General features: G+C 45.2%; 28 protein-coding genes. 22 read left to right on the top strand and 6 right to left on the bottom strand.

Annotated elements, in window-relative coordinates; genetic code table 11:
* Positions 1 to 46 precede the first annotated feature (46 nt).
* Complete coding sequence (locus NYE53_RS14910; protein WP_339245400.1) at positions 47 to 766, top strand: pseudouridine synthase; 720 nt, start codon at positions 47 to 49, stop codon at positions 764 to 766.
* A gap of 121 nt (positions 767 to 887) precedes the next feature.
* Here the strand turns inward: NYE53_RS14910 and NYE53_RS14905 are convergent, their stop codons facing one another.
* The gene (locus NYE53_RS14905) at positions 888 to 1,109 is read right to left on the bottom strand and encodes a DeoR family transcriptional regulator (protein WP_003152337.1); all 222 of its coding nucleotides are present in this window, start codon (positions 1,107 to 1,109) and stop codon (positions 888 to 890) included.
* A 289-nt stretch (positions 1,110 to 1,398) separates the two neighbouring features.
* On the opposite strand from NYE53_RS14905, the gene NYE53_RS14900 reads away from it, so the two are divergent.
* Complete coding sequence (locus NYE53_RS14900; RefSeq protein WP_339245397.1) at positions 1,399 to 2,109, top strand: ABC transporter ATP-binding protein; 711 nt, start codon at positions 1,399 to 1,401, stop codon at positions 2,107 to 2,109.
* On the top strand, positions 2,106 to 3,263 hold the full coding sequence (locus NYE53_RS14895) for an ABC transporter permease (RefSeq protein WP_336156224.1): 1,158 nt from the start codon (positions 2,106 to 2,108) through the stop codon (positions 3,261 to 3,263). The genes NYE53_RS14900 and NYE53_RS14895 overlap by 4 nt, the downstream gene beginning before the upstream one ends.
* A gap of 38 nt (positions 3,264 to 3,301) precedes the next feature.
* On the opposite strand, the gene pbuO is transcribed toward NYE53_RS14895, so the two are convergent.
* Complete coding sequence (gene pbuO / locus NYE53_RS14890; RefSeq protein WP_339245395.1) at positions 3,302 to 4,600, bottom strand: hypoxanthine/guanine permease PbuO; 1,299 nt, start codon at positions 4,598 to 4,600, stop codon at positions 3,302 to 3,304.
* 96 nt (positions 4,601 to 4,696) lie between these two features.
* Here pbuO and pepV point away from each other — a divergent pair, with 96 nt between their 5' ends.
* Entirely contained in the window at positions 4,697 to 6,088 is a 1,392-nt protein-coding gene (gene pepV, locus NYE53_RS14885; RefSeq protein ID WP_029318264.1) for a dipeptidase PepV, read from the top strand.
* Positions 6,089 to 6,121: 33 nt separating this feature from the next.
* On the opposite strand, the gene cysK is transcribed toward pepV, so the two are convergent.
* Positions 6,122 to 7,057: a cysteine synthase A gene (gene cysK, locus NYE53_RS14880; protein WP_339245392.1), complete on the bottom strand. Its 936-nt coding sequence runs from the start codon at positions 7,055 to 7,057 to the stop codon at positions 6,122 to 6,124.
* Between the two features lie 148 nt (positions 7,058 to 7,205).
* On the opposite strand from cysK, the gene thpR reads away from it, so the two are divergent.
* The 5 genes from thpR (at position 7,206) to NYE53_RS14855 (ending at position 12,834) form a co-directional block, all read left to right on the top strand.
* Positions 7,206 to 7,757 (top strand): RNA 2',3'-cyclic phosphodiesterase, encoded by a 552-nt coding sequence (thpR, locus tag NYE53_RS14875; protein WP_339245390.1) that lies wholly within the window; start codon positions 7,206 to 7,208, stop codon positions 7,755 to 7,757.
* Between the two features lie 25 nt (positions 7,758 to 7,782).
* Entirely contained in the window at positions 7,783 to 8,697 is a 915-nt protein-coding gene (locus NYE53_RS14870; protein ID WP_339245388.1) for a hypothetical protein, read from the top strand.
* Positions 8,698 to 8,745: 48 nt separating this feature from the next.
* Positions 8,746 to 9,675: a YegS/Rv2252/BmrU family lipid kinase gene (locus NYE53_RS14865; RefSeq protein WP_327828222.1), complete on the top strand. Its 930-nt coding sequence runs from the start codon at positions 8,746 to 8,748 to the stop codon at positions 9,673 to 9,675.
* Between the two features lie 25 nt (positions 9,676 to 9,700).
* Positions 9,701 to 11,857 carry a type I pullulanase gene (gene pulA, locus NYE53_RS14860; protein ID WP_339245384.1) on the top strand — a complete coding sequence of 719 codons (2,157 nt, stop codon included), beginning with the start codon at positions 9,701 to 9,703 and terminating at the stop codon, positions 11,855 to 11,857.
* A gap of 179 nt (positions 11,858 to 12,036) precedes the next feature.
* A complete protein-coding gene (locus tag NYE53_RS14855) occupies positions 12,037 to 12,834 on the top strand; it encodes a phosphotransferase family protein (RefSeq protein ID WP_009967993.1) in 798 nt (265 codons plus the stop codon).
* On the opposite strand, the gene NYE53_RS14850 is transcribed toward NYE53_RS14855, so the two are convergent.
* Complete coding sequence (locus NYE53_RS14850) at positions 12,835 to 13,113, bottom strand: YtzH-like family protein (protein ID WP_003237926.1); 279 nt, start codon at positions 13,111 to 13,113, stop codon at positions 12,835 to 12,837.
* Between the two features lie 206 nt (positions 13,114 to 13,319).
* On the opposite strand from NYE53_RS14850, the gene trmB reads away from it, so the two are divergent.
* From trmB to NYE53_RS14835, 3 genes are all read left to right on the top strand, one after another.
* Positions 13,320 to 13,961 (top strand): tRNA (guanosine(46)-N7)-methyltransferase TrmB, encoded by a 642-nt coding sequence (trmB, locus tag NYE53_RS14845; RefSeq protein WP_014477684.1) that lies wholly within the window; start codon positions 13,320 to 13,322, stop codon positions 13,959 to 13,961.
* A gap of 69 nt (positions 13,962 to 14,030) precedes the next feature.
* Positions 14,031 to 14,876 carry an MBL fold metallo-hydrolase gene (locus tag NYE53_RS14840; protein WP_032726424.1) on the top strand — a complete coding sequence of 282 codons (846 nt, stop codon included), beginning with the start codon at positions 14,031 to 14,033 and terminating at the stop codon, positions 14,874 to 14,876.
* 82 nt (positions 14,877 to 14,958) lie between these two features.
* Positions 14,959 to 16,659 (top strand): NAD-dependent malic enzyme, encoded by a 1,701-nt coding sequence (locus tag NYE53_RS14835; RefSeq protein ID WP_339245382.1) that lies wholly within the window; start codon positions 14,959 to 14,961, stop codon positions 16,657 to 16,659.
* Positions 16,660 to 16,711: 52 nt separating this feature from the next.
* Here the strand turns inward: NYE53_RS14835 and NYE53_RS14830 are convergent, their stop codons facing one another.
* Complete coding sequence (locus tag NYE53_RS14830) at positions 16,712 to 17,029, bottom strand: PepSY domain-containing protein (protein ID WP_014477682.1); 318 nt, start codon at positions 17,027 to 17,029, stop codon at positions 16,712 to 16,714.
* A gap of 158 nt (positions 17,030 to 17,187) precedes the next feature.
* Between NYE53_RS14830 and NYE53_RS14825 the strand changes: the two genes are divergently transcribed.
* The gene (locus NYE53_RS14825; RefSeq protein ID WP_339245380.1) at positions 17,188 to 18,261 is read left to right on the top strand and encodes a M42 family metallopeptidase; all 1,074 of its coding nucleotides are present in this window, start codon (positions 17,188 to 17,190) and stop codon (positions 18,259 to 18,261) included.
* 54 nt (positions 18,262 to 18,315) lie between these two features.
* On the opposite strand, the gene NYE53_RS14820 is transcribed toward NYE53_RS14825, so the two are convergent.
* Complete coding sequence (locus NYE53_RS14820) at positions 18,316 to 18,762, bottom strand: YtoQ family protein (RefSeq protein ID WP_003229263.1); 447 nt, start codon at positions 18,760 to 18,762, stop codon at positions 18,316 to 18,318.
* Between the two features lie 78 nt (positions 18,763 to 18,840).
* On the opposite strand from NYE53_RS14820, the gene NYE53_RS14815 reads away from it, so the two are divergent.
* The 9 genes from NYE53_RS14815 to ytxJ all read left to right on the top strand — a co-directional run bounded on the left by NYE53_RS14815 (position 18,841) and on the right by ytxJ (position 26,750).
* Positions 18,841 to 18,957 (top strand): hypothetical protein, encoded by a 117-nt coding sequence (locus NYE53_RS14815; protein ID WP_004399150.1) that lies wholly within the window; start codon positions 18,841 to 18,843, stop codon positions 18,955 to 18,957.
* A gap of 38 nt (positions 18,958 to 18,995) precedes the next feature.
* Positions 18,996 to 19,319, top strand: a complete 324-nt coding sequence (locus NYE53_RS14810) for a thioredoxin family protein (protein ID WP_003229265.1) — start codon at positions 18,996 to 18,998, stop codon at positions 19,317 to 19,319.
* 14 nt (positions 19,320 to 19,333) lie between these two features.
* The gene (locus NYE53_RS14805) at positions 19,334 to 20,143 is read left to right on the top strand and encodes a DUF1444 domain-containing protein (RefSeq protein WP_009967991.1); all 810 of its coding nucleotides are present in this window, start codon (positions 19,334 to 19,336) and stop codon (positions 20,141 to 20,143) included.
* 15 nt (positions 20,144 to 20,158) lie between these two features.
* Positions 20,159 to 20,764 carry a YtpR family tRNA-binding protein gene (gene ytpR / locus NYE53_RS14800; protein WP_076458270.1) on the top strand — a complete coding sequence of 202 codons (606 nt, stop codon included), beginning with the start codon at positions 20,159 to 20,161 and terminating at the stop codon, positions 20,762 to 20,764.
* Between the two features lie 159 nt (positions 20,765 to 20,923).
* Positions 20,924 to 23,782, top strand: coding sequence for a DNA translocase SftA (gene sftA / locus NYE53_RS14795; RefSeq protein ID WP_339245377.1), 2,859 nt, complete (start codon positions 20,924 to 20,926; stop codon positions 23,780 to 23,782).
* 249 nt (positions 23,783 to 24,031) lie between these two features.
* The gene (gene murC, locus NYE53_RS14790; protein ID WP_038429473.1) at positions 24,032 to 25,330 is read left to right on the top strand and encodes a UDP-N-acetylmuramate--L-alanine ligase; all 1,299 of its coding nucleotides are present in this window, start codon (positions 24,032 to 24,034) and stop codon (positions 25,328 to 25,330) included.
* A gap of 161 nt (positions 25,331 to 25,491) precedes the next feature.
* Positions 25,492 to 25,914, top strand: coding sequence for a DUF948 domain-containing protein (locus tag NYE53_RS14785; RefSeq protein ID WP_003229276.1), 423 nt, complete (start codon positions 25,492 to 25,494; stop codon positions 25,912 to 25,914).
* Positions 25,915 to 25,944: 30 nt separating this feature from the next.
* Positions 25,945 to 26,400, top strand: coding sequence for a YtxH domain-containing protein (locus NYE53_RS14780; RefSeq protein WP_187957011.1), 456 nt, complete (start codon positions 25,945 to 25,947; stop codon positions 26,398 to 26,400).
* Between the two features lie 23 nt (positions 26,401 to 26,423).
* A complete protein-coding gene (gene ytxJ, locus NYE53_RS14775) occupies positions 26,424 to 26,750 on the top strand; it encodes a bacillithiol system redox-active protein YtxJ (protein WP_014480571.1) in 327 nt (108 codons plus the stop codon).
* Positions 26,751 to 26,851: the final 101 nt, after the last annotated feature.

Below are 26,851 nucleotides of genomic sequence, written 5' to 3'. Positions count from 1 at the left end.
AGGGCTCGCATGCTGCGGGCTTTCTTTTATAAAGGAGAGATTGGGAATGAGACTTGATAAGCTGCTTGCCAACAGCGGGTATGGTTCGAGAAAAGAAGTCAAAGCCGTTGTGAAGGCTGGAGCCGTGATGATCGACGGCAAACCTGCCAAAGATGTAAAGGCGCACGTTGATCCTGATGCGCAGGAGGTGACCGTATACGGGGAACCGGTTGATTATCGAGAGTTCATTTATCTTATGATGAATAAACCGCAGGGTGTGCTGTCGGCGACTGAGGACAGCCGGCAGCAAACAGTGGTCGATCTGCTGACGCCGGAGGAGATGAGATTTGAGCCATTTCCAGCCGGCAGGCTTGATAAAGATACAGAGGGCTTTTTGCTGCTCACAAATGATGGCCAGCTCGCACATCGGCTCCTTTCTCCTAAAAAGCATGTTCCAAAAACGTATGAAGTCCATTTAAAATCACAGATTTCTCGGGAAGACATCTCCGATTTGGAAACGGGTGTCTACATAGAGGGCGGCTATAAAACAAAGCCGGCAAAAACGGAAATCAAAACAAACGACAGTGGCAATACCGTGATATACCTGACAATTACAGAAGGAAAATACCATCAGGTCAAGCAAATGGCAAAGGCAGTCGGCAATGAAGTGGTTTATCTGAAGCGGCTTTCGATGGGACGCGTTTCCCTAGATCCCGCTCTGGCACCCGGAGAATACCGTGAGCTGACAGAGGAAGAGCTTCATTTGCTCAATGAGCCGAAAGCATGACAAAAACCCCGCATACCGAATGCGGGGTTTTATTTATAAGCGCACAAAAACAAGGCTCAGTAGTTTCTTCGCCCTGTTATCTATCGGGCCGCTCTCAGGCGGCCCTATGTAATTTTTCAATTTATGAGGTAATCTTTACTTTCTTTCTCGTTGTCTCCCACTTGCCACGGCTTGGACTATGAACAAGATCATTATATGCCAACACATTTAAGTCTCTTTGAATCGTTCTAGGTGTAATGCCGAATTCGTCAACCAGTTCCTGTGTTGTCACAAGACCTTTTTCTTGGATAAACATGTAAACTGATTTGATTCGAGTTAGCATACGGTTTGTTGAAGGTTTCAAAAAACCACTCCCTATCATAAGATCGGATGGACTTGACTAACCACAACTCACGACTATCAACTGCATACGAAATAGCAACAAAGGCAGACATCTGTAATTGTTATAATAATTCGCCCTCATTATACACGATATTGCAGTGATGAATCTAGGGATAACTCCTATTAATTTTTTCCAATTCGCGTTGGGCAGCCATCCTTGTTGGATTACTATGTATTTCGGCTCAATATTATTATGGTTAAAGAAACTTTTTTTATTCTGTTTCGTAGTAAATTTTGGAGGTGGGTGAGTTTTGACAAATTTGCTTGAAGCTTCAATAGAACAGGCCGGGTATACAAGCCGAAAAAAAGTGCTCACCGATGTTTTTCTGGAAGTCAGAAAAGGGGAACTAGTTGGACTGATCGGAGCTAACGGCGCCGGAAAAAGCACCGCAATCAAGGCGATACTCGGCCTTTCAGAAGATTTTAAAGGGCATATTGCCTGGAACGACTGTTCATTTGCATATATTCCGGAGCATCCGTCCTTTTACGAAGAACTGACGCTGTGGGAGCATTTGGATCTGATCAGCACACTCCACGGCATTGAAGAGAGAGAATTTGCGCCTCGGGCCCAAAGCCTGCTGCAGACGTTTTCGCTTGATCATGTCAAACATGAGCTGCCTGTCACCTTTTCGAAGGGCATGCAGCAAAAACTAATGCTTATCCAGGCCTTTCTCTCTAAGCCGGATATGTATGTGATTGATGAACCGTTTATCGGCCTTGATCCGATATCGACGAAACGCTTTGTGGACATGCTTAAGGCTGAAAAAGAACGTGGAGCCGGAATTCTTATGTGCACGCATGTACTCGATACCGCGGAAAAAATCTGTGACCGGTTTTATATGATTGAGAAAGGTTCATTATTTCTCCAAGGCACGTTAAAAGATATTCAGGACGAGACCGGATTAGAGGGGCAGTCATTGCTTGACTGTTTTTATAAGGCAGTTCAAGGTGATCGGCCATGAACGGGCGTACGCTCTTTTTTCGAAGGCTGTTTGACTATTATAAGTATCAGTTTAAAGTGTTGCATGCGGTCATTGACTGGACAGTCGCTCTCTATATTGTTTTGCCGGCGATTGCTTTTGTCATCTATCAGTATATTGATTTGATGAATGGAAGAGGTCTTCTTTATGAGTGGTCTGAAGTGGCGGAGTGGAGATGGCTGTACGCTGTGTGTGGGCTGATCATGTTTACAGGTTCGATTCGTACATTTTTAATGGAAGCGGACAAAGTGTTTTTGCTGCAAAAGAAAGAAATCATCTATCAGCTCAAACGGTACGCGCTTTTGTATTCTTTTCTCGTCACGATGGCTAAATGGCTGCTTCTCTTTTTCATTGTCCTTCCCTTGATCAGTCATTCTGTTCACATCACATTCGCAGAAACCACTGCTCTATTGTGTTATTTGTTTGGCCTTCATATATTCTTTTTATCCTTAAAGCAAGACAGGATCAGAAAGCCGCGCTCTATTTCGAGATGGATTGGCGATATCCTTGTCAGAGCTATTCTTTTTGCTGGTTCTGCTATCCTGATTGTTTTGACTCAGTGGCACTTGCTTGCGCTTTTTGGCATTTTATTTTTGCTTTTCTCAGTTATCCGCAGTTTGAAAAAGACGGCTTCGTTCACGGCTTTTGAAGCTGAAGTGACTGAAGAGAAAAAAAGCAGGCTTGCCCTTGCAGGACTTGTGATGATGATGAGTCAGGAGGCGGGAATGCCAAAAGTAAAAGACAAGATGAGAAGAAAACCGTTATTATACCGAAATTCAAAAAGGATATTTAAAAGACGAACGATCTGCACAGGCTATAAGGAATTGTTTTTTAAAGTCATGCTGAGGAATGGCGAGTATGCGAGGCAGATGTACATGCTATTGTCAGCTTTCACCGTTCTCATATTTGTTTCCCCAATTTGGCTGAAGGTGATTGCGCTGCTGGTATATACAGGGGTTTGCCGTTATATCCTGACGCTTATTTTTGACAAGGTCATGGATGCCCCTTTTTTAATTGGCACCGATAAGGAAAGTGATGAATATTATCGGGCCAGAAAAAACTGTATCAACATCCTGCACTATGCGTTTGCCGCCTGTTGTTTTTTAGCGGCCGCTGTCTCTTTATTGTTTACATAAAAAACCCAAACGGCGACGTTTGGGTTTTTTGGTCTATGTTATAAAATAAACAGCTGGATGAAAAACAGAATGGCGAAAACGATGACGAGCGGATGAATCTCTCTCCATTTTCCCCGCGCCGCTTTTACGATCGGATATGAAATAAAGCCAAGCGCAATTCCTGTAGAAATGCTAGAGGTCAAAGGCATGGCTAGAATGACGAGAAACGCAGGAAATGCCTCGTCCATCTCTTTCCAATTCATATTGGAAACTGAGCCCATCATCAGGCTGCCGACGATAATCAAAGCAGGCGAGGTGATGGCGGCTATACCGGACAAGGCGCTGACAAGCGGACTGAAAAACATTGAAGCCGCAAACATCACCGCGACAGTCAAAGCCGTAAGCCCCGTTCTTCCCCCGGCTGCGACACCGGCGGAAGACTCGATAAATGCAGTCGTTGGACTTGTGCCGAAAACAGCTCCTACTGTCGTCGCGGTTGAATCAGCAAGCAGCGCTTTTCGCACGTTTGGCAGCTTGTTGTTCTTCATCAGCCCGGCTTGCTCGGCAACTCCGATCATCGTGCCTGTCGTATCAAAAATGGTGACTAATAGAAAAGAAAAGACGACAGCATACAGGCCGTGATGAATGACATCGCCAAAAGCGGTTAATGGATTTGAGATCATCAATCCTTCCGGCAAATGAGGAAGCGACATAAATCCCTTTGGAAAATGGAGCTGACCGGTGAAAAAGGCGATCAAAGCGGTAGCTGCCATTCCGATAAATAAAGCGCCGCTTACATTCAGCACCATCAGGACCACGCTGATCAAAAGGCCAACCAGCGTTAAGATAACACCAGGTGAATGCAGATTGCCGAGAGTGACCAGGTTTGACTCATCAGCTGCCACAATGCCCGCTTGACGCAAACCGATAAAAGCAATAAACAGCCCGATCCCTGTTGTGATCCCGTATTTTAAATTGTTTGGAATCGCTTCTATAAGTTGTTTTCTTAAAGGCGTTAACGATAGAATAATGAAGAGAACCCCTGCTGTAAATACTGCGCTGAAAGCTGTTGCGTACGTGATGCCGCCATCGCTTGCGCTTACGACATGAAAGGCTAAATAAGCGTTCAAGCCCATGCCGGGCGCAATAGCAATCGGATAATTTGCTGCCAGGGCCATCCACAGCGTTCCGACAATGGAGGCAATAATCGTTGCGGTGAACACCTGGTCGAAAGGAACCCCGGCGTTAGCCAGAATGACCGGATTGACCACGACGATATAGACCATTGTGAAAAAGGTCGTCAGCCCTGCTATGATTTCTTGCTTTATGGATGTTTGCTGCTCTTTTAGATGAAACATAGTATCCTCCAATTACGAACGTTTTAACAAAACACCATTAATATTATTCGTTTTATTTGGTTTTTGCAAGTCATTTCTTGCGGAAAGGGGATCATTATGAACTGGGAAGTTGAAGTGATCAGAAAAAAAGAGGATTTAATTCGTGATACGCAGGAATTTTTGAGAATCAATAGTGTCATGGACGAAACAACCGCCGGACCCGGTAAACCGTTTGGAGAAGGGGTAAACGCCAGCCTGACTTCATTGCTGGAGCTTGGAGAAAAAGAAGGCTTTACAACAAAAAATCTTGACGGCTTCGCAGGTCATATTGAATGGGGGGAGGGCGATGACATTATCGGCGTACTTTGCCATGTTGACGTCGTGCCGCCGGGAGATGGGTGGACGAGTGATCCATTTTCAGCTGAAATCCGCAACGGACGGATTTATGCAAGGGGCGCCATTGATGACAAAGGCCCGACAATGGCGGCATTCTACGCGCTGAAAATCGTGAAAGACATGAATTTGCCCCTGTCCAAGCGAGTCAGAATGATTATCGGAACAGATGAAGAAAGTGATTGGAGATGCGTAGAGCATTATTTCAAGCATGAAGAAATGCCAACAATGGGCTTTGCGCCTGACGCCGATTTTCCGATCATTAATGCGGAAAAAGGGATCATCGATGCTTCTTTACTTATTCCGCACCGTCCAAATCAAGCAGAACCAAAGGCAGTGCTTGTCTCGTTTCAATCAGGCCTTCGTTTGAACATGGTGCCTGATGCTGCGGAAGCTGTCATTGAAGGGCCGAAAAATGAAGAGATTCTGTCTTCATTTAAAGACATGCTCCGCACGACGGACCAAAAAGGGGAAGCTGCAATAGAGAACGGACAGCTCATTTTGCGTATGTACGGTCTTTCCTGCCATGCGATGGAACCGAACAATGGGATCAATGCCGGCATTTTATTGTGCGAATTTCTCCAGCAGACTGAGCTTGACGATGCAGGAAAACGGTTTGTGCAAGTTGTGACAGACAAATTCTCAGGTGATACAAGAGGAAAAAAACTGGACATCGACTGTGAGGATGAAATCAGCGGTGAGCTGACATTAAATGTCGGAACACTGCGCTATAAAGAAGGGCAAGGAGGTGAGCTCGGGATCAATATCCGCTATCCTGTGACAGCAGAAAGCAAAGCGATTCGCGATGCATTCGAAAGTGCATCTGAATTTGATCTGGGAGAATTCAAAGACAGCAAGCCGCATCACGTGTCAGCAGATCATCCGCTAGTCAAAACCCTGCAAAAGGTTTATGAAGGCCAGCTGGGTAAAAAAGCTGACTTAATCTCAATCGGCGGTGGGACTTATGCCAGATCGCTAAAAGCCGGTGTCGCGTTCGGCCCGCTGTTTCCCGGACGCCCTGACAGCGCACATCAAAAGGATGAATATATTGAAATTGATGACCTTCTTAGATCGACAGCGTTATATGCGCAGGCCATTTACGAGCTTGCAAAATAAAAGGACCGGCTTCTGCTGAAGCCAGTCCTTTTTTTAAATAAATGACCATAAATCAGTTGATAAGTACCGTTCTCCTGTATCAGCTGTCATGCAGACCACAACTTTGTCAGGAGAGAGGCGTTTCGCTGTTTCGATTGCCGCGAAGCAGGCAGCGCCTGATGAAGGACCAACAAGAATTCCTTCTTCAGCAGCAAGCCGTCTTGTCGTCGTATACGCGTCTTCATCGGAGATTTTGATAATTTCATCATAAACGTCTTCATTTAAAATCGGCGGTATAAAGCCTGGGCTCGTTCCTACAAGTTTATGCGCGCCAGGTTTTCCGCCGGATAATACAGGCGAACCCGCTGGCTCAACAACATGAACCGTGATATCCGGAAAAAGCTCTTTGAGCGCCTCACCTGTTCCGGTAATGGTTCCGCCCGTTCCAGAGGAGGCGAGAATAGCGCCGAGCGGTTTTCCGATTTCCTCTATTGCCCGGGCGATTTCAGGCGCTGTTGTTTTCCGGTGCGCATCAGGATTAGCAGTGTTATCGAACTGCATTGGAATATAGCTGTTCGGAATTTGTTCGGCAAGCTCCTTCGCTTTTTTGATGCTGCCCGGCATTCTTTCCTCTCCGGGAGTTAATACAACCTCTGCACCGTAAGCTTTAAGTAGGTTGATCCGTTCCTTCGTCATCGTATCAGGCATAACTAAGATTGCTTTATATCCGCGTGCTGCCGCATTCATGGCGAGCCCGATTCCGGTATTTCCGCTTGTCGGCTCTATAATAACTGATCCCGGCTTGAGTAAACCGTTTTGTTCAGCTTCTATGATCATTTGATAAGCGGCTCTGTCTTTCACACTGCCGCTCGGATTGAAAAATTCAAGCTTCAAATAGACTTGTGCCGCATTTTCCGGCTGAAGCCGATTCAATCTCACTAGCGGTGTATCTCCTATCAGATCAGCTGTGTTTGCAACGATTTTCAACATTGTCATTCCTTTCTGAATAAAACAAGTGTCATATAATATCCTAACATAATAAACGTTTGTGCGAGAGTGTTTTCATACACTGTTCCTCTATCCGCACAGCCTCTTTATTGATAAAATAATAGCTGTCAAAGAAGGGAGTGTCAGACGGATGCCAGATATACGGCCTCATTATTTCATCGGCGTTCCCATACCTGAGGGAATTGCAAAGCCGATCTACCAGGCTGCGAAAAACGAACCAGTATTGACGTTTCAAAAATGGGTGCACCCGCTTGACTATCATATCACGTTAATTTTTCTCGGAGCGGCGGATGAGACACAAATAAAGAAGCTTGAAGGTTCGCTAGCAGAGATTGCTTCAGAAATTGACCCATTTTCAATTGAGTTTGGCAAGATAGATGTATTCGGCGACCGCAGAAGGCCGCGTGTTTTACATCTGGAGCCAAAGAAAAACAAAACGCTTGAAAGACTGCGGGAACATACGAAGCAGGCTGTACTTCAGGCTGGCTTTCAAGTGGAAAAAAGACCGTATCATCCTCATATGACGCTGGCAAGAAAATGGACAGGCGAAGATGGATTTCCAGCTCATGTTCCGTTTGAAAGCGGCGAGGTTTCGATGGTGGCTGAACGATTTTCGCTCTTTCAAATACACTTGAACCAATCACCAAAATACGAGGAAATATTCAAATTTCAATTATCTTAATTCATTGCGGAGTGGAGAAACAAACATGGCACAAATCATCAAAATTCATGATTATATATCGAGATATGAGCTTGATCCATACCATTATATCAACCAGTTCGTACGTCTGAAAAAAGAACGCTGGCTTTCACTGGTAGAAGGAGCGGAGCGCCAGCATGAAGAAAGGCAAGCCAGAGCTGAAGAACCGGAACCGGTGCAGAAACGAAAAAAATTTTCATTGAAAAGAAGAAAAGAAGAGATAAAAGCCGATATACAAGAAGAGAGACACCGATGGTTTGAGGACGAAGAAGATATTCATGTAAGGCTCCCGAAGAGCAGGGTGGCGCTTGCTTCTTTTTATAAAAGACATTTATATGATTTTCAGCTCAAATGGGCAAGCTCTACTCTTTCAGAAATATCTCAACTCTCAAACCAGGTGAAGCAGGACCGCATTTTGCGTTATCTGACCCAGCAGCTGCCCGATTCTTATTTTATTATGTATAAGCCTGTGCTGAAAATTCAGCAGGCGGCGGTTGAATTAAGCATTGTGATTATTTCTCCTCTGGAAATTTATTGCGTTTCTTTTTTAGAGGCTGAGGAAGACAGTGTCTACATAGGGTCTAAAAATCGTTTTTGGGACAAGAAAACAGCCTCTCAGACTGCATCAGTGTTAAATCCAGGGCTTAGCCTGTTTCGTACGGACTCGGTTGTGTCAAAGATCGTAAAGGAAAAACAGGCTGAGATTCCGGTTCGAAAATTGCTTCTGAGCAGAACGTCGTACATCGATTACCCGGAGCCGCCATACGGCTTAGAAATAGCGGATAAGCGGAGCGCGGAAGAATGGATTGAGCGGCAGAAGAAAAACACTGCTCCGATCAAACATCATCAGGTAAAGGCTGCAAAGGCTCTATTGTCTTACTGCATGTCTGACTCCTATCGCAGACAGGAGTGGCTGGAGTAAAAGAGAACGATTTGAGCGGTTTTCTCATAACATAAGCAGGTGAGAAAGATGAGCCATTGGTTTTTTATTATTAACCCGACAGCAGGACATCGAAACGGCCTGCGTGTTTGGAAGTCCATTCAAAAAGAATTGATCAAACGAAAGGTTGAGCACCGTTCATTTTTAACTGAACATCCGGGACACGCCGAGGTGCTCGCCAGACAGATTTCAACGATACAAGAATATAAGCTGAAGCGCCTGATCGTCATTGGCGGAGACGGAACCATGCATGAAGTTGTCAACGGGCTGAAAGATGTTGACGATATTGAGCTGAGCTTTGTGCCGGCGGGCGCGTATAATGATTTTTCGAGAGGGTTTTCTATTAAAAAAATCGATCTGATACAGGAAATCAAGAAGGTAAAGCGCCCGTTAACAAGAACCTTTCATTTAGGGAGCGTCAATTTCCTCCAGGATAAATCACAGATTCTTTATTTTATGAATCATATCGGGATCGGGTTTGACGCATATGTCAATAAAAAGGCGATGGAATTTCCGTTGAGACGGTTTTTTCTTTTTCTCCGCCTTGGATTTCTTGTGTATCCGCTTTCTCATTTGCACGCTTCGGCAACCTTTAAGCCGTTTACGTTAGCTTGTACGACGGAAGACGAGACGCGCGAATTTCATGATGTCTGGTTTGCCGTTGTATCCAACCATCCGTTTTACGGGGGAGGCATGAAGGCGGCGCCCCTAGCAAATCCGCGCGAGAAGACATTTGATATCGTAATCGTTGAAAACCAGCCGTTTTTGAAAAAATATTGGCTTTTATGTCTCATGGCATTTGGAAAACATACAAAGATGGATGGCGTTACGATGTTTAAAGCGAAGGACATTACATTTTACACGAAGGACAAAATCCCGTTCCATGCTGACGGAGAAATCATGGGCACTACCCCGTTTCGTCTGGCATCTAGTCCTTCACCCCTAAGGATCAAAACATAAACGTGTTTGAAGGAGAGAGCTTCCGATGGTCAGCATCCGCCGCAGCTTCGAAGCGTATGTCGATGACATGAATATCATTACTGTTCTGATTCCTGCTGAACAAAAGGAAATCATGACACCGCCGTTTCGGCTTGAGACAGAAACAACAGTTTTTCCTCTGGCTGTCAGGGAGGAATACTCCCTTGAAGCAAAATACAAGTACGTCTGCGTATCCGACCATCCTGTGACATTTGGAAAAATCCATTGCGTCAGAGCATCCAGCGGCCACAAAACGGATCTCCAAATTGGCGCGGTCATCCGGACGGCTGCGTTTGATGACGAATTTTATTATGACGGAGAGCTGGGCGCCGTTTATACCGCGGATCATACCGTATTTAAAGTATGGGCGCCTGCTGCAACCTCAGCTGCTGTCAAGCTTTCACACCCCAATAAAAGCGGGCGCACATTTCAAATGACTCGGTTGGAAAAAGGCGTCTATGCCGTTACGGTCACAGGTGACCTTCACGGATATGAGTATTTGTTTTGCATCTGCAACAATTCAGAATGGATGGAAACCGTTGACCCGTATGCCAAGGCTGTGACTGTAAATGGAGAGAAGGGCGTCGTCTTGCGCCCGGATCAAATGAAATGGACTGCTCCTCTTAAACCATTCTCACACCCTGTGGATGCCGTCATCTATGAGACGCATCTTCGCGACTTCTCCATCCATGAAAACAGCGGCATGATAAACAAGGGAAAATACTTAGCGCTGACGGAAACTGATACACAAACCGCGAATGGCAGTTCTTCGGGATTAGCGTATGTAAAAGAGCTTGGTGTTACACATGTGGAGCTTCTGCCGGTGAATGATTTTGCCGGAGTTGATGAAGAGAAGCCGCTTGATGCATACAATTGGGGATATAACCCGCTTCATTTCTTTGCCCCGGAGGGAAGCTATGCCTCAAATCCTCATGATCCTCAAACGAGAAAAACAGAGCTGAAACAAATGATCAATACCCTGCATCAGCACGGTCTGCGAGTCATTCTGGATGTTGTTTTTAACCATGTGTATAAGAGGGAGAATTCCCCCTTTGAAAAGACAGTGCCCGGTTATTTTTTCCGGCACGACGAATGTGGGATGCCATCAAACGGCACCGGCGTTGGCAATGATATTGCATCAGAAAGAAGGATGGCAAGAAAATTCATCGCGGATTGCGTGGTCTATTGGCTTGAAGAATACAATGTTGACGGCTTCCGCTTTGATCTCCTCGGGATTTTAGATATTGACACCGTGCTTTATATGAAAGAGAAAGCAACTAAGACAAAGCCCGGAATCCTGCTTTTTGGAGAAGGGTGGGATCTGGCTACACCTCTGCCGCATGAACAGAAAGCTGCTTTGGCGAACGCGCCAAGAATGCCGGGCATCGGTTTTTTTAATGATATGTTTCGTGACGCTGTAAAAGGGAACACCTTTCACCTTATGGCAGCAGGGTTTGCGCTCGGCGGCAGTGAATCAGCACAAGCTGTGATGCATGGAATTACCGGGTCTTCCGGATGGAAGGCATTAGCACCGATTGTTCCGGAACCAAGCCAGTCCATCAATTATGTCGAATCACACGACAATCACACCTTTTGGGATAAAATGAGCTTCGCGCTTCCTCAAGAAAATGACAGCCGAAAGCGAAGCAGGCAAAGGCTTGCAGCCGCGATTATTTTGCTTGCCCAAGGGGTGCCGTTTATTCACAGCGGCCAGGAATTTTTCCGGACGAAGCAGGGAGTGGAAAACAGCTATCAATCCAATGACAGCATCAACCAGCTCGACTGGGATCGCCGTGAAACATTCAAAGAAGATGTTCACTATATCCGCAGGCTGATCTCGCTGAGAAAAGCGCATCCTGCATTCCGTCTTAGGTCCGCTGCAGACATCCGGCGCCATCTTGAATGCTTGACGCTAAAAGAACACCTTATCGCATACAGGCTTTATGATCTTGACGAGGTTGACGAATGGAAAGATATCATTGTTATCCATCACGCGAGTCCAGACTCCGTCGAGTGGAGGCTGCCAAACGACATACCTTATCGGCTTTTATGTGATCCATCAGGATTTCAGGAAGATCCGGCAGAAATCAAGAAAACGGTTACAGTAAACGGCATCGGAACGGTTATCTTATATTTAGCATCAGATCTTAAGAGTTTTGCTTGACGAAGTTTGTGCTATAGCGCTAAAATTTAAAGGACGGCTATTGATTAGCATATGAGACTCTCAATAGCTGTCTTTTTTATTTTTATACGATTCGTACGAAAAAGGCATTCGCTGGATAGACTAGAAACGATTAGCCTTAATTCTAAAATATTTTAAGAAATGATGGGTTGAACATTGATATGAACTGGTTGGGACAATTACTAGGTAGCGATTGGGAGATCTTCCCCGCCGGAGGAGCTACAGGAGATGCATATTATGCGAAACATAACGGGCAGCAGCTTTTTTTAAAACGTAATAGCTCACCTTTTTTAGCTGTTTTATCCGCCGAAGGCATTGTTCCGAAGCTGGTTTGGACAAAACGGATGGAAAATGGGGACGTCATTACGGCCCAGCACTGGATGACCGGCAGAGAGCTGAAGCCTAAAGACATGAGCGGACGGCCCGTTGCTGAATTGCTTCGTAAAATACACACATCAAAAGCCTTGCTGGACATGCTGAAGAGACTTGGAAAAGAACCGCTGAACCCGGGGGCTCTTTTGTCTCAGCTGAAGCAGGCTGTATTTGCTGTGCAGCAATCTTCGCCGCTGATTCAAGAAGGGATCAAGTATTTGGAAGAACACCTGCATGAAGTGCATTTCGGTGAGAAAGTCGTTTGCCATTGTGATGTCAATCATAATAACTGGCTATTGTCTGAAGACAACCAGCTGTATTTAATTGACTGGGACGGCGCCATGATCGCTGATCCGGCGATGGACCTCGGGCCTTTGCTGTACCACTACGTCGAAAAGCCAGCTTGGGAGAGCTGGCTGAGCATGTACGGCATAGAGCTGACAGAAAGCCTTCGGTTGCGAATGGCTTGGTATGTGTTATCTGAAACAATTACTTTCATTGCCTGGCATAAAGCAAAAGGCAATGATAAGGAATTTCATGATGCAATGGAAGAGCTGCATATCCTCATGAAACGAATTGTTGATTAATCAGGAATACGAATCCATTTGCTCTACCCATTGAGACAGGCTGTTCTGATGCTCTTGTATGTGTGAGTCGATGGATTTGGACGATATTCCTGATTGGCTGTAGCGGTAAACATCTTCAAGCACGTTTTTGAAATTTGAATCAAGCTCGGTGTTTGCCATCAGTGATTTAATCACACGCTCAAGCTGCTCGTACTCTGCGACTGTTCCGCAGCAGTCCAATTGATGGTCAGTCAATATATCCTTCAATAAATGAACTTGATGCTCATAATGTAAACCCATAACGGTACACATCCCTTCAGTATCATACGGGTTAAATTGTTCAAAACAGAGCGTTTTTATACATGTGAAAGGAGTGTTCCGGCAGACGGGACCCTCTTTTTTTATGCGCTCGGCCTTAAGAGAGATACACTGGAAAAACGAGCTTGCGGGTCTTTTTAATTCATGGTATGTTGTTAGTCGAAATAATAGATAGAGGTGTCAATCATATGAGAATGCGCCACAAGCCTTGGGCTGATGACTTTTTGGCTGAAAACGCAGATATTGCCATCAGCAATCCTGCTGATTATAAAGGGAAATGGAACACAGTGTTTGGCAACGACAATCCGATCCATATCGAGGTTGGTACAGGAAAAGGCCAATTTATTTCTGGTATGGCCAAACAAAATCCCGACATCAATTATATTGGTATTGAGTTATTTAAAAGCGTCATCGTGACAGCCGTCCAAAAAGTAAAAGACAGCGAAGCGCAGAATGTAAAGCTTCTGAATATAGATGCGGACACGCTGACGGATGTGTTTGAGCCGGGGGAAGTGAAACGGGTCTACTTGAACTTTTCTGATCCTTGGCCGAAGAAACGGCATGAAAAACGCCGCCTGACATATTCCCACTTCCTCAAAAAATATGAAGATGTAATGGGCAAAGGCGGAGCGATTCATTTTAAAACGGACAACCGAGGTTTGTTTGAGTACTCTTTGAAGAGCTTCTCTGAGTACGGCCTCCTGCTGACATACGTCAGTCTCGATTTGCATAACAGCAATCTGGAAGGCAATATTATGACAGAATATGAAGAAAAATTCTCTGCACTCGGCCAGCCGATCTATCGGGCTGAGGTTGAATGGAGAACGTAAAGACAGACTCTGACAGGAGTCTGTTTTTTTTATGGGCCGTTTGCTACCATGATGACAGGGGGGATGAAAATGGAAACAATGAAAATTGGAAACATCACGTTGACCTGGCTTGACGGAGGCGTGACGCATATGGACGGAGGCGCCATGTTTGGCGTTGTGCCAAAGCCGCTTTGGTCTAAAAAATATCCAGTCAATGAAAAAAACCAGATTGAACTAAGGACAGACCCTATTTTGATTCAAAAGGATGGGCTCAATATCATCGTTGACGCCGGAATTGGGTCCGGCAAGCTGACTGATAAACAAAAACGAAACTATGGCGTGACACAAGAGTCGAATGTGAAACCCTCATTAGCTGCACTCGGATTAACGGTTGCCGATATAGATGTGATCGCAATGACACACCTTCATTTTGATCATGCATGCGGTTTAACGGAATATGAAGGTGAACGGCTCGTCTCTGTCTTTCCGAATGCAGTGATTTATACATCAGCTGTTGAATGGGACGAAATGCGCCATCCGAATATCAGGTCGAAAAATACGTATTGGAAAGAAAATTGGGAGGCTGTAGCAGGCCAAGTCAAAACCTTTGAAGACACCTTAACGATCACAGAGGGTATTACACTGCATCACACCGGAGGCCATAGCGACGGACACAGTGTCCTGATATGCGAGGATGCGGGTGAAACTGCCGTACATATGGCAGATCTGATGCCGACACATGCCCACCGCAATCCGCTATGGGTGCTGGCTTACGATGATTATCCGATGACCTCTATCCCGCAAAAGCAGAAATGGCAGGCGTTCGCAGCAGAAAAAGACGCTTGGTTTATTTTTTATCATGATGCCGAGTATCGCGCCCTTCAATGGGAGGAGGACGGAAGCATCAAAGATTCAGTCAAGCGAATGAAGCAATAGCATATTTTTATGTTTACCCTGCATGTTTTCCGGCTAATAATGCAAACCTAGTACTAATTATGCTCAGAAAGGAAGAGGCAGGGTGAAACAATTCAAAGTAACAAACGAAGGAGACATTCAAACAACATTAAGAGGCCTTGAAGTGCTCTCTGTTCCTTTTTTGAACAAAGGTGTTGCTTTTACTGAGGAAGAAAGAAAAGAACTTGGTTTAAAAGGCTTTCTGCCGCCCAAGGTATTAACAATTGATGATCAGGCGAAACGAGCGTATGAACAATATTCCGCACAGCCTGACGATTTGAGCAAAAATGTCTATTTAACGGCGCTGCACGATCGGAATGAAACGCTGTTTTACCGCCTGTTAAATGACCATTTAGGAGAAATGCTCCCGATTGTCTACACACCGACAGTCGGAACGGCAATTCAGAGATACAGCCATGAATACAGAAAACCACGAGGGCTCTATCTGTCAATCGATGACCCGGACGGTATGAAAGAAGCATTTAAACAGTATAAAGATCAAAGCGATACGATCGATTTAATTGTTGCAACTGATGCGGAAGGAATTTTAGGAATCGGTGACTGGGGCGTCGGAGGAATCGCGATTTCTATTGGCAAGCTGGCGGTTTATACAGCGGCTGCAGGCATTGATCCGAGCAGAGTGCTGGCTGTTGTTTTAGATGCGGGGACAAATCAGGAGAGCCTCTTGAACGACCCGCTTTATGTCGGCAACCAGCATTCCAGAGTGCGCGGAGAACGCTATGACCAATTTATTGACGACTACGTTGCGCTGGCGAGAGAAACATTTCCGAATGCATTGCTGCATTGGGAGGATTTCGGGGCGAAAAACGCGCGAAGCATTTTGAAACGCTATAAAGATAAAGTGTGTACCTTCAATGATGATATCCAAGGAACTGGCGCTGTTTCTTTGGCCGCAGTCTTATCCTGTGCAAAAGCGTCTAAAGTTCCGCTGAGGGATCACAGAGTTGTTATATTCGGAGCGGGAACGGCAGGAATCGGAATTGCCGAACAGCTGCGGGAAGCATTGGTGCGCGAGGGACTGAGTGAAGAAGAATCATACAAGCGCTTCTGGTGCATAGACAGAAACGGGCTGTTAACAGATGATATGGATCAGCTTCTTGATTTCCAAAAGCCGTATGCTCGTTCGGCTGATGAAGTGAAGGATTATCAGCGGAACGGAGACGGTGGAGGCATTGATCTTCTTGAAGTGGTCCGGCAGGCGAAACCGACGATCCTGATCGGCACATCTACAGTTTCCGGCGCTTTCACTGAAGAAATTGTAAAAGAAATGGCGTCACATGTGAAACGGCCGGCGATTTTGCCAATGTCAAATCCGACAACCCTTTCTGAAGCAAAACCGGAGGATTTAATCGAATGGACAGAAGGCCGTGCGCTGATCACAACAGGAAGCCCGTTCCCGCCAGTTGAATATAAAGGAGTTACGTATCATATCGGGCAGGCAAACAACGCGCTTGTCTTCCCTGGTCTCGGTCTTGGAACGATTGTTACAAAATCAAAATTAATTACCGACGGCATGTTTGAAGCATGTGCCCGGGCAATCGCAGGTATGGTCAATGTCGGGGTGCCTGGCGCGCCGATGCTTCCAAAAGTTGAAGATTTGCGCACTGTTTCGGCAACCGTTGCTGTTGAAGTTGCAAAAACCGCAATGAAGGAAGGCGTCGCTACGGAAGAGCCTGAAGACATTATACAGGCAGTGCAGGATGCGATGTGGTATCCGGTATACAAACCGATTCGCGCGATATAATAAAAAAGAGCCGCTGCATAGGCAGCGGCTTCTATTTTTTGCTTGTCCGGTGTTAAGAGGCGATTGTATCAATGACATCAACAATTTCTCCCGTTTTCGCATCCACCATGACTTCATACTGTTCTAATTCTCCGAAAGCTGATCGTGTAATGCCGGTTTTGTATACTTGTACCGTTTCTCCGTTAATATTGTAAGGCTCCGGCTGGGTGTAAATCCATGATCCGTCAATCGGGCCCCGCTGCTTAAAAGCAGACTTTACAATGCGAAGCGCTTTTTCTGAAGAAATATAAGGCTTCATCACATATTGTTTCACAACGACAGCCGTACAAATTCCAAGTCCTGCTCCTAAAAGAAGATGACGCAATTTCAAAATAAAGCACCTCCTGGTTGATCGTACTTTTCATTATACAGAAACAGCCAAATCCTGTTAAGCAATACGCGGCTGATCGAGCAGATTGGGTCAGGGTGCTTGGAAAACTTCATTGTTTCTAATAAAATAAAAGGACTACATAGAAATGAGGGGAAAACATGAATCAAGAAACGAAAGCGCTTTTCCAAACACTGACGCAGCTTCCCGGCGCGCCGGGCAATGAGCATCAGGTTCGTGCTTTTATGAAGCAGGAGCTAGCCAAATATGCCGATGACATCGTTCAGGACAGACTGGGAAGTGTTTTCGGAGTCAGACGAGGCGCAGAGGACGCACCGAGAATTATGGTAGCCGGGCACATGGACGAAGTCGGCTTCATGGTGACATCCATTACAGACAACGGGCTGCTCAGATTCCAGACGCTCGGCGGCTGGTGGAGCCAGGTTTTGCTTGCGCAGCGGGTTGAAATTCAAACAGATAACGGGCCGGTTCCGGGTGTGATTTCAAGCATACCGCCGCATCTGCTGACAGATGCTCAGCGAAACCGCCCGATGGATATCAAAAACATGATGATCGATATTGGAGCGGATGATAGAGAAGACGCCATCAAAATCGGCATTAAACCGGGACAGCAGATTGTGCCTGTTTGTCCGTTTACGACGATGGCGAATGAAAAGAAAATTTTATCAAAAGCATGGGATAACAGATATGGATGCGGCTTAAGCATTGAACTTCTGAAGGAATTACACGGTAAAGAGCTTCCGAATACACTCTATGCGGGTGCAACGGTTCAGGAAGAAGTAGGGCTAAGGGGCGCGCAAACGGCCTCTCATATGATTAAACCGGACTTGTTTTTCGCCCTTGACGCCAGCCCTGCAAACGATATGAGCGGAGACAAAAATGAATTCGGCCAGCTTGGAAAAGGCTTTTTGCTGCGCATTCTTGACAGAACGACAGTCATGCATCGCGGAATGAGGGAATTCGTTCTTGATATGGCTGAAACGCATGATATTCCATATCAATATTTTGTATCCGGCGGGGGAACAGACGCAGGCAAGGTTCATATTTCGAACAGCGGTGTGCCGTCAGCGGTTATCGGAATATGTTCCCGCTATATTCATACAAACGCTTCTATCATTCATATTGATGATTATGCTGCTGCTAAAGAAATGCTCATCAAACTTGTAACAGCCTGCGATAAGCAGACAGTGGATGCGATTAAAGAAAATATGTAGGTTTCATAAAAGCTTGTTGAACGAGCAGTAAGCCCGGATCGACAAGCTTTTTTCTTATTCTGTTTCAAATAGATAGGAAAGGGCCTTAATGGCTTGGTTAACAGTTTCGACCGTTATATTCGCTTTATTGGAAAGCTCTTTTAAAGGATGGTGGAGCGATTCCGGGCGGATGATAATCAGGGGTTTTCCTTTTGCGATCGCATATGATGCATCCATTGCCGTGTTCCACTGTTTGTACTTTTCGCCAAACAGGGCGATCACAAAGTCTGCTTTATTCATCAGGACGGCGGTTCTGAAGTTGTTGATGTCAGAGGCTTTGTCATCCTTTAAAACGGCATTTGGCTGTACGCCCATAATTTCTTCACCAATATTGTCTGAGCGGTCATGATTCTCCATCGGGCCAACAAACGTAATCGGCAGTTTCAGTGATTTTGTTTTCTCTTTGATTTCCTCGCGCCAATTGCTGTGGATTTCTCCTGCTAAATAGACGATAAACTCCATATTAAAATCCCTCCTTATGTATGTCCATCTGTAAATTTTACCCTCATGTACACGATGTTAAACGAAACGAGCTTGATAATGCAAATAAAATATGATAATGATAATGGGAAAGCAAATCTTACATATTCATTCGTTGCATATAAGTGGTTTTGCCTCAAGCAGTTTGGTATGATCCAAATGGACGAGTATCGATAAAAAACATGTAAGAACATAAACAACTGGAGGGATATGAAATGAAAAAAATTGAATCAACTCAAGAGCTGGAAAAAGCGGTAAAGGATGATTGGTCTGTATTTATGTTTTCAGCCGATTGGTGCCCGGATTGCCGTTTTGTAGAGCCTTTCCTGCCTGAATTGGAAGCGAATTTCCCTGAATTCACCTACTACTACGTAGACCGTGACAAATTCATTGATACATGTGCAGAGTGGGAAATTTACGGAATCCCAAGCTTTGTGGTGTTTAATGAAGGTAAAGAAGTAAATCGTTTTGTGAGCAAAGACCGCAAAACTAAAGAAGAAATTGAACAGTTTTTAACAGACTCTCTCGCTAAAGCGTAAAGGAGGACATCGGTTTGAAAATGACCTCAAGGAAGCTGTCAGATATACTGAAGCAGCGCCTTCAGCACGAGAATCGCTCCTTTCTGTTTGACAGAGAAAAAGACACCCTCCGTGTTGAGGATCAAACGACTAAAAAAGGGATTACACTCGATTTGCCGCCGATTATTGCAAAATGGGAACTGAAAAAAGACGAAGCGATTGATGAGATCGTGTACTATGTCTCCGAAGCGATGACGGCAATGGAAGGGAAGGCTCAGGAAATGACCGGGAAAGAAACTCGCATTTATCCGGTCATCCGCTCGACTTCCTTCCCGGACAAGTCCAGCGAAGATATCCCGCTCATTTATGACGATCATACCGCAGAGACAAGAATTTATTACGCGCTAGATCTCGGGAAAACCTACCGTTTAATTGACCAGCGCATGCTTGAGAAAGAAAACTGGACAAAAGAGCGGATCAGAGAGACGGCCGCATTTAATCTCCGTTCCCTGCCGACGGTTGTCAAAGAGGATACGGTTGCCGGCAATTACTTTTATTTCTTCAGGGCAAACGACGGATACGACGCAAGCCGGATTTTGAACGAAGCGATCTTAAATGAGTATAAGCAGCATGCAGAAGGGGAGCTGGCGATCTCTGTTCCTCATCAGGACGTTTTGATTCTTGCTGACATCCGGAATGAATCGGGGTATGATATTCTAGGACAAATGTCGATGAGCTTCTTTGCAGGCGGCACCGTCCCGATTACCGCCCTTTCATTTTTGTACAATGAAGGAAAGCTGGAACCGGTGTTTATCCTGGCGAAAAGCCGTCCGAAAAAGGATTAGAAAGGATTTTTACTTATGAACGCTTTTTATAATAAAGAAGGTGTGGGAGACACGCTCCTGATCTCTCTTCAAGATGTGACACGCGAACAATTAGGCTATGAAAAACACGGCGACGTCGTCAAAATTTTCAATAACGAAACAAAAGAAACAACGGGCTTCAACATTTTCAACGCGTCTTCTTACTTGACCATTGATGAAAACGGCCCTGTTGCGCTCTCAGAAACATTCGTGCAAGATGTGAATGAAATTTTAAACAGAAACGGCGTTGAAGAAACATTAGTCGTTGATTTATCTCCGAAGTTTGTTGTGGGGTATGTTGAATCAAAAGAAAAACATCCGAATGCGGATAAATTAAGCGTATGTAAAGTCAACGTAGGAGAAGAAACGCTTCAGATCGTCTGCGGCGCGCCTAACGTTGACAAAGGCCAAAAAGTTGTCGTTGCCAAAGTCGGTGCTGTGATGCCTAGCGGACTTGTCATTAAGGATGCAGAGCTTCGCGGCGTTCCGTCAAGCGGGATGATCTGCTCAGCGAAAGAGCTTGATTTGCCGGATGCCCCTGCTGAAAAAGGAATCCTTGTGTTAGAAGGAGACTATGAGGCAGGAGACGCATTTCAGTTTTAGACTCCCATAAATCCGCCAAAAAAAACGAATCATGTGAAAAGCCGCTAAGCCCTTGTTTAGCGGCTTTGTTTCTGCTGATAGCTTAATCTTTTCTGGGCCGACCAGCAGTGGTATACTAAAAACCGTCCCAGAAAACTATAAGGGAGTTAGAGATAAATTATGAGTTGGCTTCATAAATTTTTTGATTTGTTTTTAGGCGAAAGCGAAGAGGATGCTGAACGGGAGACAAAACCCGCTCAAATTCCGCAGCAACAAGAAGTACATCATCCTGAAGGACAATTAAAAAGAATGGAAGATCCTAAAATATATTATGAATATCCAAAAGGCAAATTCCGTTTTCCAGTCGTGCCTGACGGATACAAAAATCATGACCTGAGAAGGCGCCGCACACCATCGGACGAACCGAAATCCGCTCCTCGTCCAAGTGCTGCACCTTACAGAGAGCGTCCCAGAAATGAAGAAGAGCAGCATACATATCAAGCAGCAGAGCCGGCGAAGAAACCATTTAAACCGACAAATATCCCTTCTCCTGTCTATGGATTCAATCAAAAACCATCTGTTAAAAAGGATATGCCGAAAAAGCCTTCTGAAACATTGAACGAACCGGATAAATCGGTAAAAGAGAAGGTAACACTGCTGTCAGAAGAGATCGAACGTGAACGCGGCTATCCTGCTTCAGACACACAGGCGCATTCCAAAAAAGAAAGTCCTTTCTTCCCGGATACCCAATTTGAAAAACAGCCTTCTGGCGTTTTAAACAGAAAGGATATGGAGAATGATGAGGCGCTGGCGAAACGGCCAGCCGAGCCGTCAGGTAACAAAGTGCCATTTGAGTCAGGCGTTCAACAGCCGGAAAAAGAGGAGCCTTCCTTCCCAGCTGAACATGCCGAAGAGCAAACACCGCCTGAGATGCTCACAGATACGGCGGCTGAAGGGCTTTCAGACAGTGAAGTAGGCCGCGAAGAGCCTGCAACGGCTGAGGAAGAACAAAGGGAGCGGCAGCCAGAGAAACTTGAAGAGCCTGTTTTCTCCGCTGAACTTGATGAAGAGCAAACAGCTCCTGAATCTCAGACAGAGGCAGTATCTGAGGATGAAAAAGCAAAAGAGCCGACAGACAGCCCAGTATACAATCATCATGAAAACGCGGCAGAAGGTGCTGAGTCCCCGTTCGTTCAAGAAGAACAAATGGACATTCGTCAGGAAGAGCCTTTATTTACTGATCATGAGTATTCATCAGAGGCTCTGGCTCAAGCAGAAACTGTGGCAAAAGAATCAGAAGAGCCATCAGACAGTATAATAAATAATCATTATGACATCCTGGGAGAGGCTCAGGAAACGAAGATAGATGTTCAGCCAGACAGCCATACAGAGCTTGAGAAAACTGAACGCTTGGAGCAGGGTTCCAAATCGTTTTCTGCAACCCTTGAAAACCGGCAGGGAATTCGCGCAGACAAACCTCGCGAAGCTTCAGAAGAGCCGAAAAAAAGGCCTGGTGTACAGGAGAAAAGGACTGAACAAAGCGCATCTTCTCAAAAAGGGCCATCCGTTCCTTTTAATGTGATGATGCTGAAAAGAGATACGCATAAACAGCAAAAAGCAGAGGAGCGCCGCGGCAGCTATGTATTTCCGAATGTTGCACTGCTTGATGTCCCGCCAGCGCAGGTTCAAGATGATACTGCGTGGATCGAAGAACAGCGTCAGCTTCTTGATTTGACCCTGAAAAACTTCAATGTCCGCGCCAATGTGGTCCATGTAACCCAGGGTCCGTCTGTCACGAGATTTGAAGTGCATCCTGAACCAGGTGTAAAGGTGAATAAAATCACCAACTTGTCCGATGATATTAAACTCAGTCTCTCAGCGAGAGATATTCGGATTGAAGCGCCGATTCCGGGGAAAAACACGATCGGAATTGAAGTGCCGAACCGCACGAGCAAGGTGGTTGATTTGCGCCAAATGATTCGCAGCTCAGCTTTCAGGACAAGCAAGTCACCGCTCACAGCTGCGCTGGGATTAGATATTTCAGGAAATCCTGTTGTTATCGACTTGAAGAAAATGCCGCATGGCTTGATTGCCGGCGCTACAGGCTCCGGAAAAAGCGTATGCATCAATACAATATTAGTCAGCCTGCTTTATAAAGCTGACCCGAGTGAGGTAAAGGTGCTGCTGATTGATCCGAAAATGGTAGAGCTGGCCCCTTACAATAAAATTCCTCACCTCGTCAGCCCGGTCATTACTGACGCTAAAGCGGCTACAGCTGCTTTGAAATGGGTCGTTGAGGAAATGGAGCGCCGCTATGAGCTTTTTGCCCATTCCGGTGTCCGCGACATTGACCGCTTTAATCAATTAACGGCTGAACACCAAATGGGTGAAAAGCTGCCATATTTAGTTGTCATTATTGATGAGCTTGCAGATTTGATGATGGTGGCTCCAAACGATGTGGAAGAAAGCATTGCGCGGATCGCCCAAAAAGCCAGAGCGTGCGGTATCCATCTTCTCGTCGCAACTCAGCGTCCGTCAGTCGATGTCATAACAGGTCTGATTAAGGCGAATATCCCGACGAGAATCGCCTTTTCTGTCTCAAGCCAGGTTGATTCCCGAACAATTATTGACATAGCCGGTGCAGAAAAGCTTCTCGGAAAAGGGGATATGCTCTTTTTGGAAAACGGCTCGGGAAAACCGGTCCGTCTGCAAGGTAACTTTGTGTCAGACCGGGAAATCGACCGCGTCGTTTCCCACGTCAGAAGCCAAATGCCGCCGACCTATTTATTTGAACAAGAAGAGCTCGTAAGACAAGGATCAGCCCTGAAAGAAGAGGACGAACTGTTTTACGAAGCGTGTGAGTTTGTTGTAGAGCAAAACAGTGCGAGCACTTCAAGCCTGCAAAGAAGATTCAGAATCGGTTACAATCGTGCGGCAAGGCTGATCGACATGATGGAAGCGGAAGGCATGATCTCTGAGGCAAAAGGAAGCAAGCCTCGGGAGGTTCTGATCACAGCAAGTGATCTAATAAACGAATAATATGGGTTCATTTTCACACCAAACATGGTATGATAGTGTTTAGAGCATTTAACAGCTATGCCGCTTTACAGCAGCTGTGCATAGACAAATCTTGATATCTGGGTTTAATCGGAAAGAAATAACCTGATACTAAACATAACAAAACATATAAAATACGCCGCTAAGGGAGGCTTTTCAGCCGCCGCGGTCGCAAATTGAAATGAGCGTCATATACTGGGGAACAGATAGACGTTTGTTGGAGGTACAATTATGACTGTTTATCATTTTGTTGGAATAAAAGGGACCGGTATGAGTCCGCTTGCCCAAATACTTCATGATAATGGATATACTGTCCAAGGATCGGATATCGAAAAATTTATTTTTACGCAAACAGCGCTTGAAAAAAGAAATATTACGGTTCTTCCTTTTAGCGCGGAGAATATTAAACCCGGCATGACAGTCATCGCCGGAAACGCATTCCCAGACACGCATCCTGAAATAGAAAAAGCGATGTCTGAGGGAATTCCGGTGATACGTTATCATAAGTTTTTAGGCGACTACATGAAAAAATTCACGAGTGTTGCCGTTACGGGCGCACACGGCAAAACGTCGACTACGGGTCTGCTGGCTCACGTGATCCAAAACGCAAAACCGACGTCTTTCTTAATCGGAGACGGAACAGGCCAGGGAAATGAAAACAGCGAATACTTTGTGTTTGAAGCGTGCGAATACCGCCGCCATTTCTTAAGCTATCAGCCAGATTATGCGATTATGACGAATATTGATTTTGATCACCCTGATTACTTCTCAAGCATTGACGATGTATTTGACGCTTTCCAAGAGATGGCTCTTCAAGTCAACAAAGGCATTATTGCCTGCGGAGACGATGAGCATCTGCCGAAAATCCATGCGAACGTCCCGGTTGTGTATTATGGCACGGGGGAAGAAAATGATTTTCAAGCCAGAAACATCGTAAAAAGCACGGAAGGGACAACTTTTGATGTCTTTGTCCGCAATACGTTCTATGATACGTTTTATATTCCTGCGTACGGCCACCACAATGTATTAAACTCATTGGCGGTCATTGCGTTATGCCATTATGAAGAAATTGATTCCAGCATCATTAAGCATGCTCTCAAATCCTTTGGGGGTGTCAAACGCAGATTCAATGAGAAGCAGCTTGGGGATCAAGTGCTGATCGATGACTATGCTCATCATCCGACAGAAATAAAAGTGACAATTGAGGCGGCAAGACAGAAATATCCTGATCGGGAAATTGTCGCGGTATTTCAGCCTCATACATTTACACGGACGCAGCAGTTCCTTGACGAATTTGCAGAAAGCCTGAGCGGCGCTGACTGTGTGTATTTATGCGATATTTTCGGCTCAGCCCGTGAGAATGCCGGAAAGCTGACGATCGGTGATCTCCAGGGAAAAATTCATAATGCCAAGCTGATTGAAGAAGATGACACATCTGTTTTAAAAGCTCATGATAAAGCCGTTCTCATCTTCATGGGAGCAGGAGATATCCAAAAATATATGAGAGCCTACGAAAACGTCATGGCATAATAAAAAGCAGTGATCTCACTGCTTTTTATTTATCTGATGGAAAAGCTTATTAAAGGATTTTCTTACATAACGGAGAATAGTATGTATACAGCCCAGTACACATGTTTATGATTGAAGAAAACGGGTAAACAGCAGTATATCCTGCAGCAAGGAGGTTTGAGATGATTATTATTCTTTATTTGAGCGTTGCACTCATCGCAGTTGCATTTCTCGTATTAGTGATCTACTTGTCTAAAACATTGAAGTCACTGCAGCTGACACTAAAAAACGTCGCATCCACTCTTGAAGGGCTGGAGGGACAAATGAAGGGCATCACAACTGAAACAGCCGAGCTTTTACATAAGACCAACCGCCTGGCTGAAGATATTCAGGAAAAATCAGAAAAGCTGAACACGGTCGTTCATGCTGTTCAAGGAGTGGGAGCTTCTGTACAGCAGTTCAATACATCCATGAAACAAGCGGCAGGGTCTGTATCGGCATCAGTTAGAGAAAATCAAGATAAGATCAATCAAGTTGTCACATGGAGTCAAGCAGCAATGGAAATTTGGGAGAAATGGAAGCAAAAGAAAAAATCAGCCCTGTAAGAGAAAAAAATACTAAGAGGAGGAATAATGATGAGCAAAGATGGAATTAATAGTAAAGATTTTTTAATCGGAACTTTAATCGGGGGAATCATCGGTGCCACTACAGCTCTTTTTCTAGCGCCTAAATCAGGCAAAGAACTTCGCGACGATCTCGGCAGCCAAGCTGTTGCTTTACGGGACAAAACTGATAAAATGACGGCAGATGCGAAGGAAAAAGGCACGCAATATGTCAGCATCGCAAAAGACAAAACTTCCAACATCACACAGCTTGTAGCGGATCAGTCTGGGCAAATCATGAACAAGGTAAAGGATTTAAGAGACCGTTCCAAATCTGACAAAACGGATTCATCGACTGCAATGCAAGATATGAGGGAAGAAGCGATGCAGGCGGCTGATGAAACAAAAGATCAAGTCCTCCAGACGAAAGAAGATGTAAAAGACGAACTGAAAGATGCACAAAAACAGGCTGAGCAGATGAATCGCTGAGCAGGGAAGGAAGAGCTTGAGTCATGGCTAAACAGCTTATTCAATCTGAGGAAGAATTTAAACGGATTGCAGAACAGGAAGGCGCTTTCGTCTTCTTTAAACACAGCACCACATGCCCGATCAGCCAGGCAGCATTTCATGAGTTTGATGCCTTTGCAAATCAGCATGAGGATGTGCCGGCTTACTATCTTCAAGTACAAGAAGCCCGGCCGCTGTCAAATTTCATTGCAGAAACATATGGGGTCAAGCATGAAAGCCCTCAGATATTCATCATTCAGAACGGTGAAGTGAAATGGCATACCTCACATTCACAAATTACAGAAGCCGCTATTGAGCAGCATTTGTCATAGAAAAAAGCGTCCAGATATCATCTGGCGCTTTTTTTTGTAAAAAACCCTTGAACATTGCCCTCACATCATGTAGGATAGCTTCATAGATTACTTTATCACTG

The organism is Bacillus sp. FSL R5-0523 (assembly GCF_037975295.1).
GTDB classification, from domain to species: domain Bacteria; phylum Bacillota; class Bacilli; order Bacillales; family Bacillaceae; genus Bacillus; species Bacillus subtilis.
Note: the sequence above shows the minus strand (reverse complement) of the source record. Positions and strands in the feature narration are given on the sequence as shown.

Coding starts and splice junctions, on each gene's coding strand:
- NYE53_RS14855 (WP_009967993.1), top strand. CDS start 12,037: ATGAACTGGTTGGGACAATTACTAGGTAGCGATTGGGAGATCTTCCCC.
- NYE53_RS14840 (WP_032726424.1), top strand. CDS start 14,031: ATGGAAACAATGAAAATTGGAAACATCACGTTGACCTGGCTTGACGGA.
- NYE53_RS14785 (WP_003229276.1), top strand. CDS start 25,492: ATGATTATTATTCTTTATTTGAGCGTTGCACTCATCGCAGTTGCATTT.
- NYE53_RS14865 (WP_327828222.1), top strand. CDS start 8,746: ATGAGCCATTGGTTTTTTATTATTAACCCGACAGCAGGACATCGAAAC.
- NYE53_RS14825 (WP_339245380.1), top strand. CDS start 17,188: ATGAATCAAGAAACGAAAGCGCTTTTCCAAACACTGACGCAGCTTCCC.
- sftA (WP_339245377.1), top strand. CDS start 20,924: ATGAGTTGGCTTCATAAATTTTTTGATTTGTTTTTAGGCGAAAGCGAA.
- NYE53_RS14810 (WP_003229265.1), top strand. CDS start 18,996: ATGAAAAAAATTGAATCAACTCAAGAGCTGGAAAAAGCGGTAAAGGAT.
- pepV (WP_029318264.1), top strand. CDS start 4,697: ATGAACTGGGAAGTTGAAGTGATCAGAAAAAAAGAGGATTTAATTCGT.
- ytpR (WP_076458270.1), top strand. CDS start 20,159: ATGAACGCTTTTTATAATAAAGAAGGTGTGGGAGACACGCTCCTGATC.
- NYE53_RS14820 (WP_003229263.1), bottom strand. CDS start 18,762: ATGGAGTTTATCGTCTATTTAGCAGGAGAAATCCACAGCAATTGGCGC.
- NYE53_RS14850 (WP_003237926.1), bottom strand. CDS start 13,113: ATGGGTTTACATTATGAGCATCAAGTTCATTTATTGAAGGATATATTG.
- NYE53_RS14910 (WP_339245400.1), top strand. CDS start 47: ATGAGACTTGATAAGCTGCTTGCCAACAGCGGGTATGGTTCGAGAAAA.
- pbuO (WP_339245395.1), bottom strand. CDS start 4,600: ATGTTTCATCTAAAAGAGCAGCAAACATCCATAAAGCAAGAAATCATA.
- NYE53_RS14895 (WP_336156224.1), top strand. CDS start 2,106: ATGAACGGGCGTACGCTCTTTTTTCGAAGGCTGTTTGACTATTATAAG.
- NYE53_RS14780 (WP_187957011.1), top strand. CDS start 25,945: ATGAGCAAAGATGGAATTAATAGTAAAGATTTTTTAATCGGAACTTTA.
- NYE53_RS14870 (WP_339245388.1), top strand. CDS start 7,783: ATGGCACAAATCATCAAAATTCATGATTATATATCGAGATATGAGCTT.
- NYE53_RS14815 (WP_004399150.1), top strand. CDS start 18,841: ATGCAAATAAAATATGATAATGATAATGGGAAAGCAAATCTTACATAT.
- thpR (WP_339245390.1), top strand. CDS start 7,206: ATGCCAGATATACGGCCTCATTATTTCATCGGCGTTCCCATACCTGAG.
- cysK (WP_339245392.1), bottom strand. CDS start 7,057: ATGTTGAAAATCGTTGCAAACACAGCTGATCTGATAGGAGATACACCG.
- pulA (WP_339245384.1), top strand. CDS start 9,701: ATGGTCAGCATCCGCCGCAGCTTCGAAGCGTATGTCGATGACATGAAT.
- trmB (WP_014477684.1), top strand. CDS start 13,320: ATGAGAATGCGCCACAAGCCTTGGGCTGATGACTTTTTGGCTGAAAAC.
- ytxJ (WP_014480571.1), top strand. CDS start 26,424: ATGGCTAAACAGCTTATTCAATCTGAGGAAGAATTTAAACGGATTGCA.
- murC (WP_038429473.1), top strand. CDS start 24,032: ATGACTGTTTATCATTTTGTTGGAATAAAAGGGACCGGTATGAGTCCG.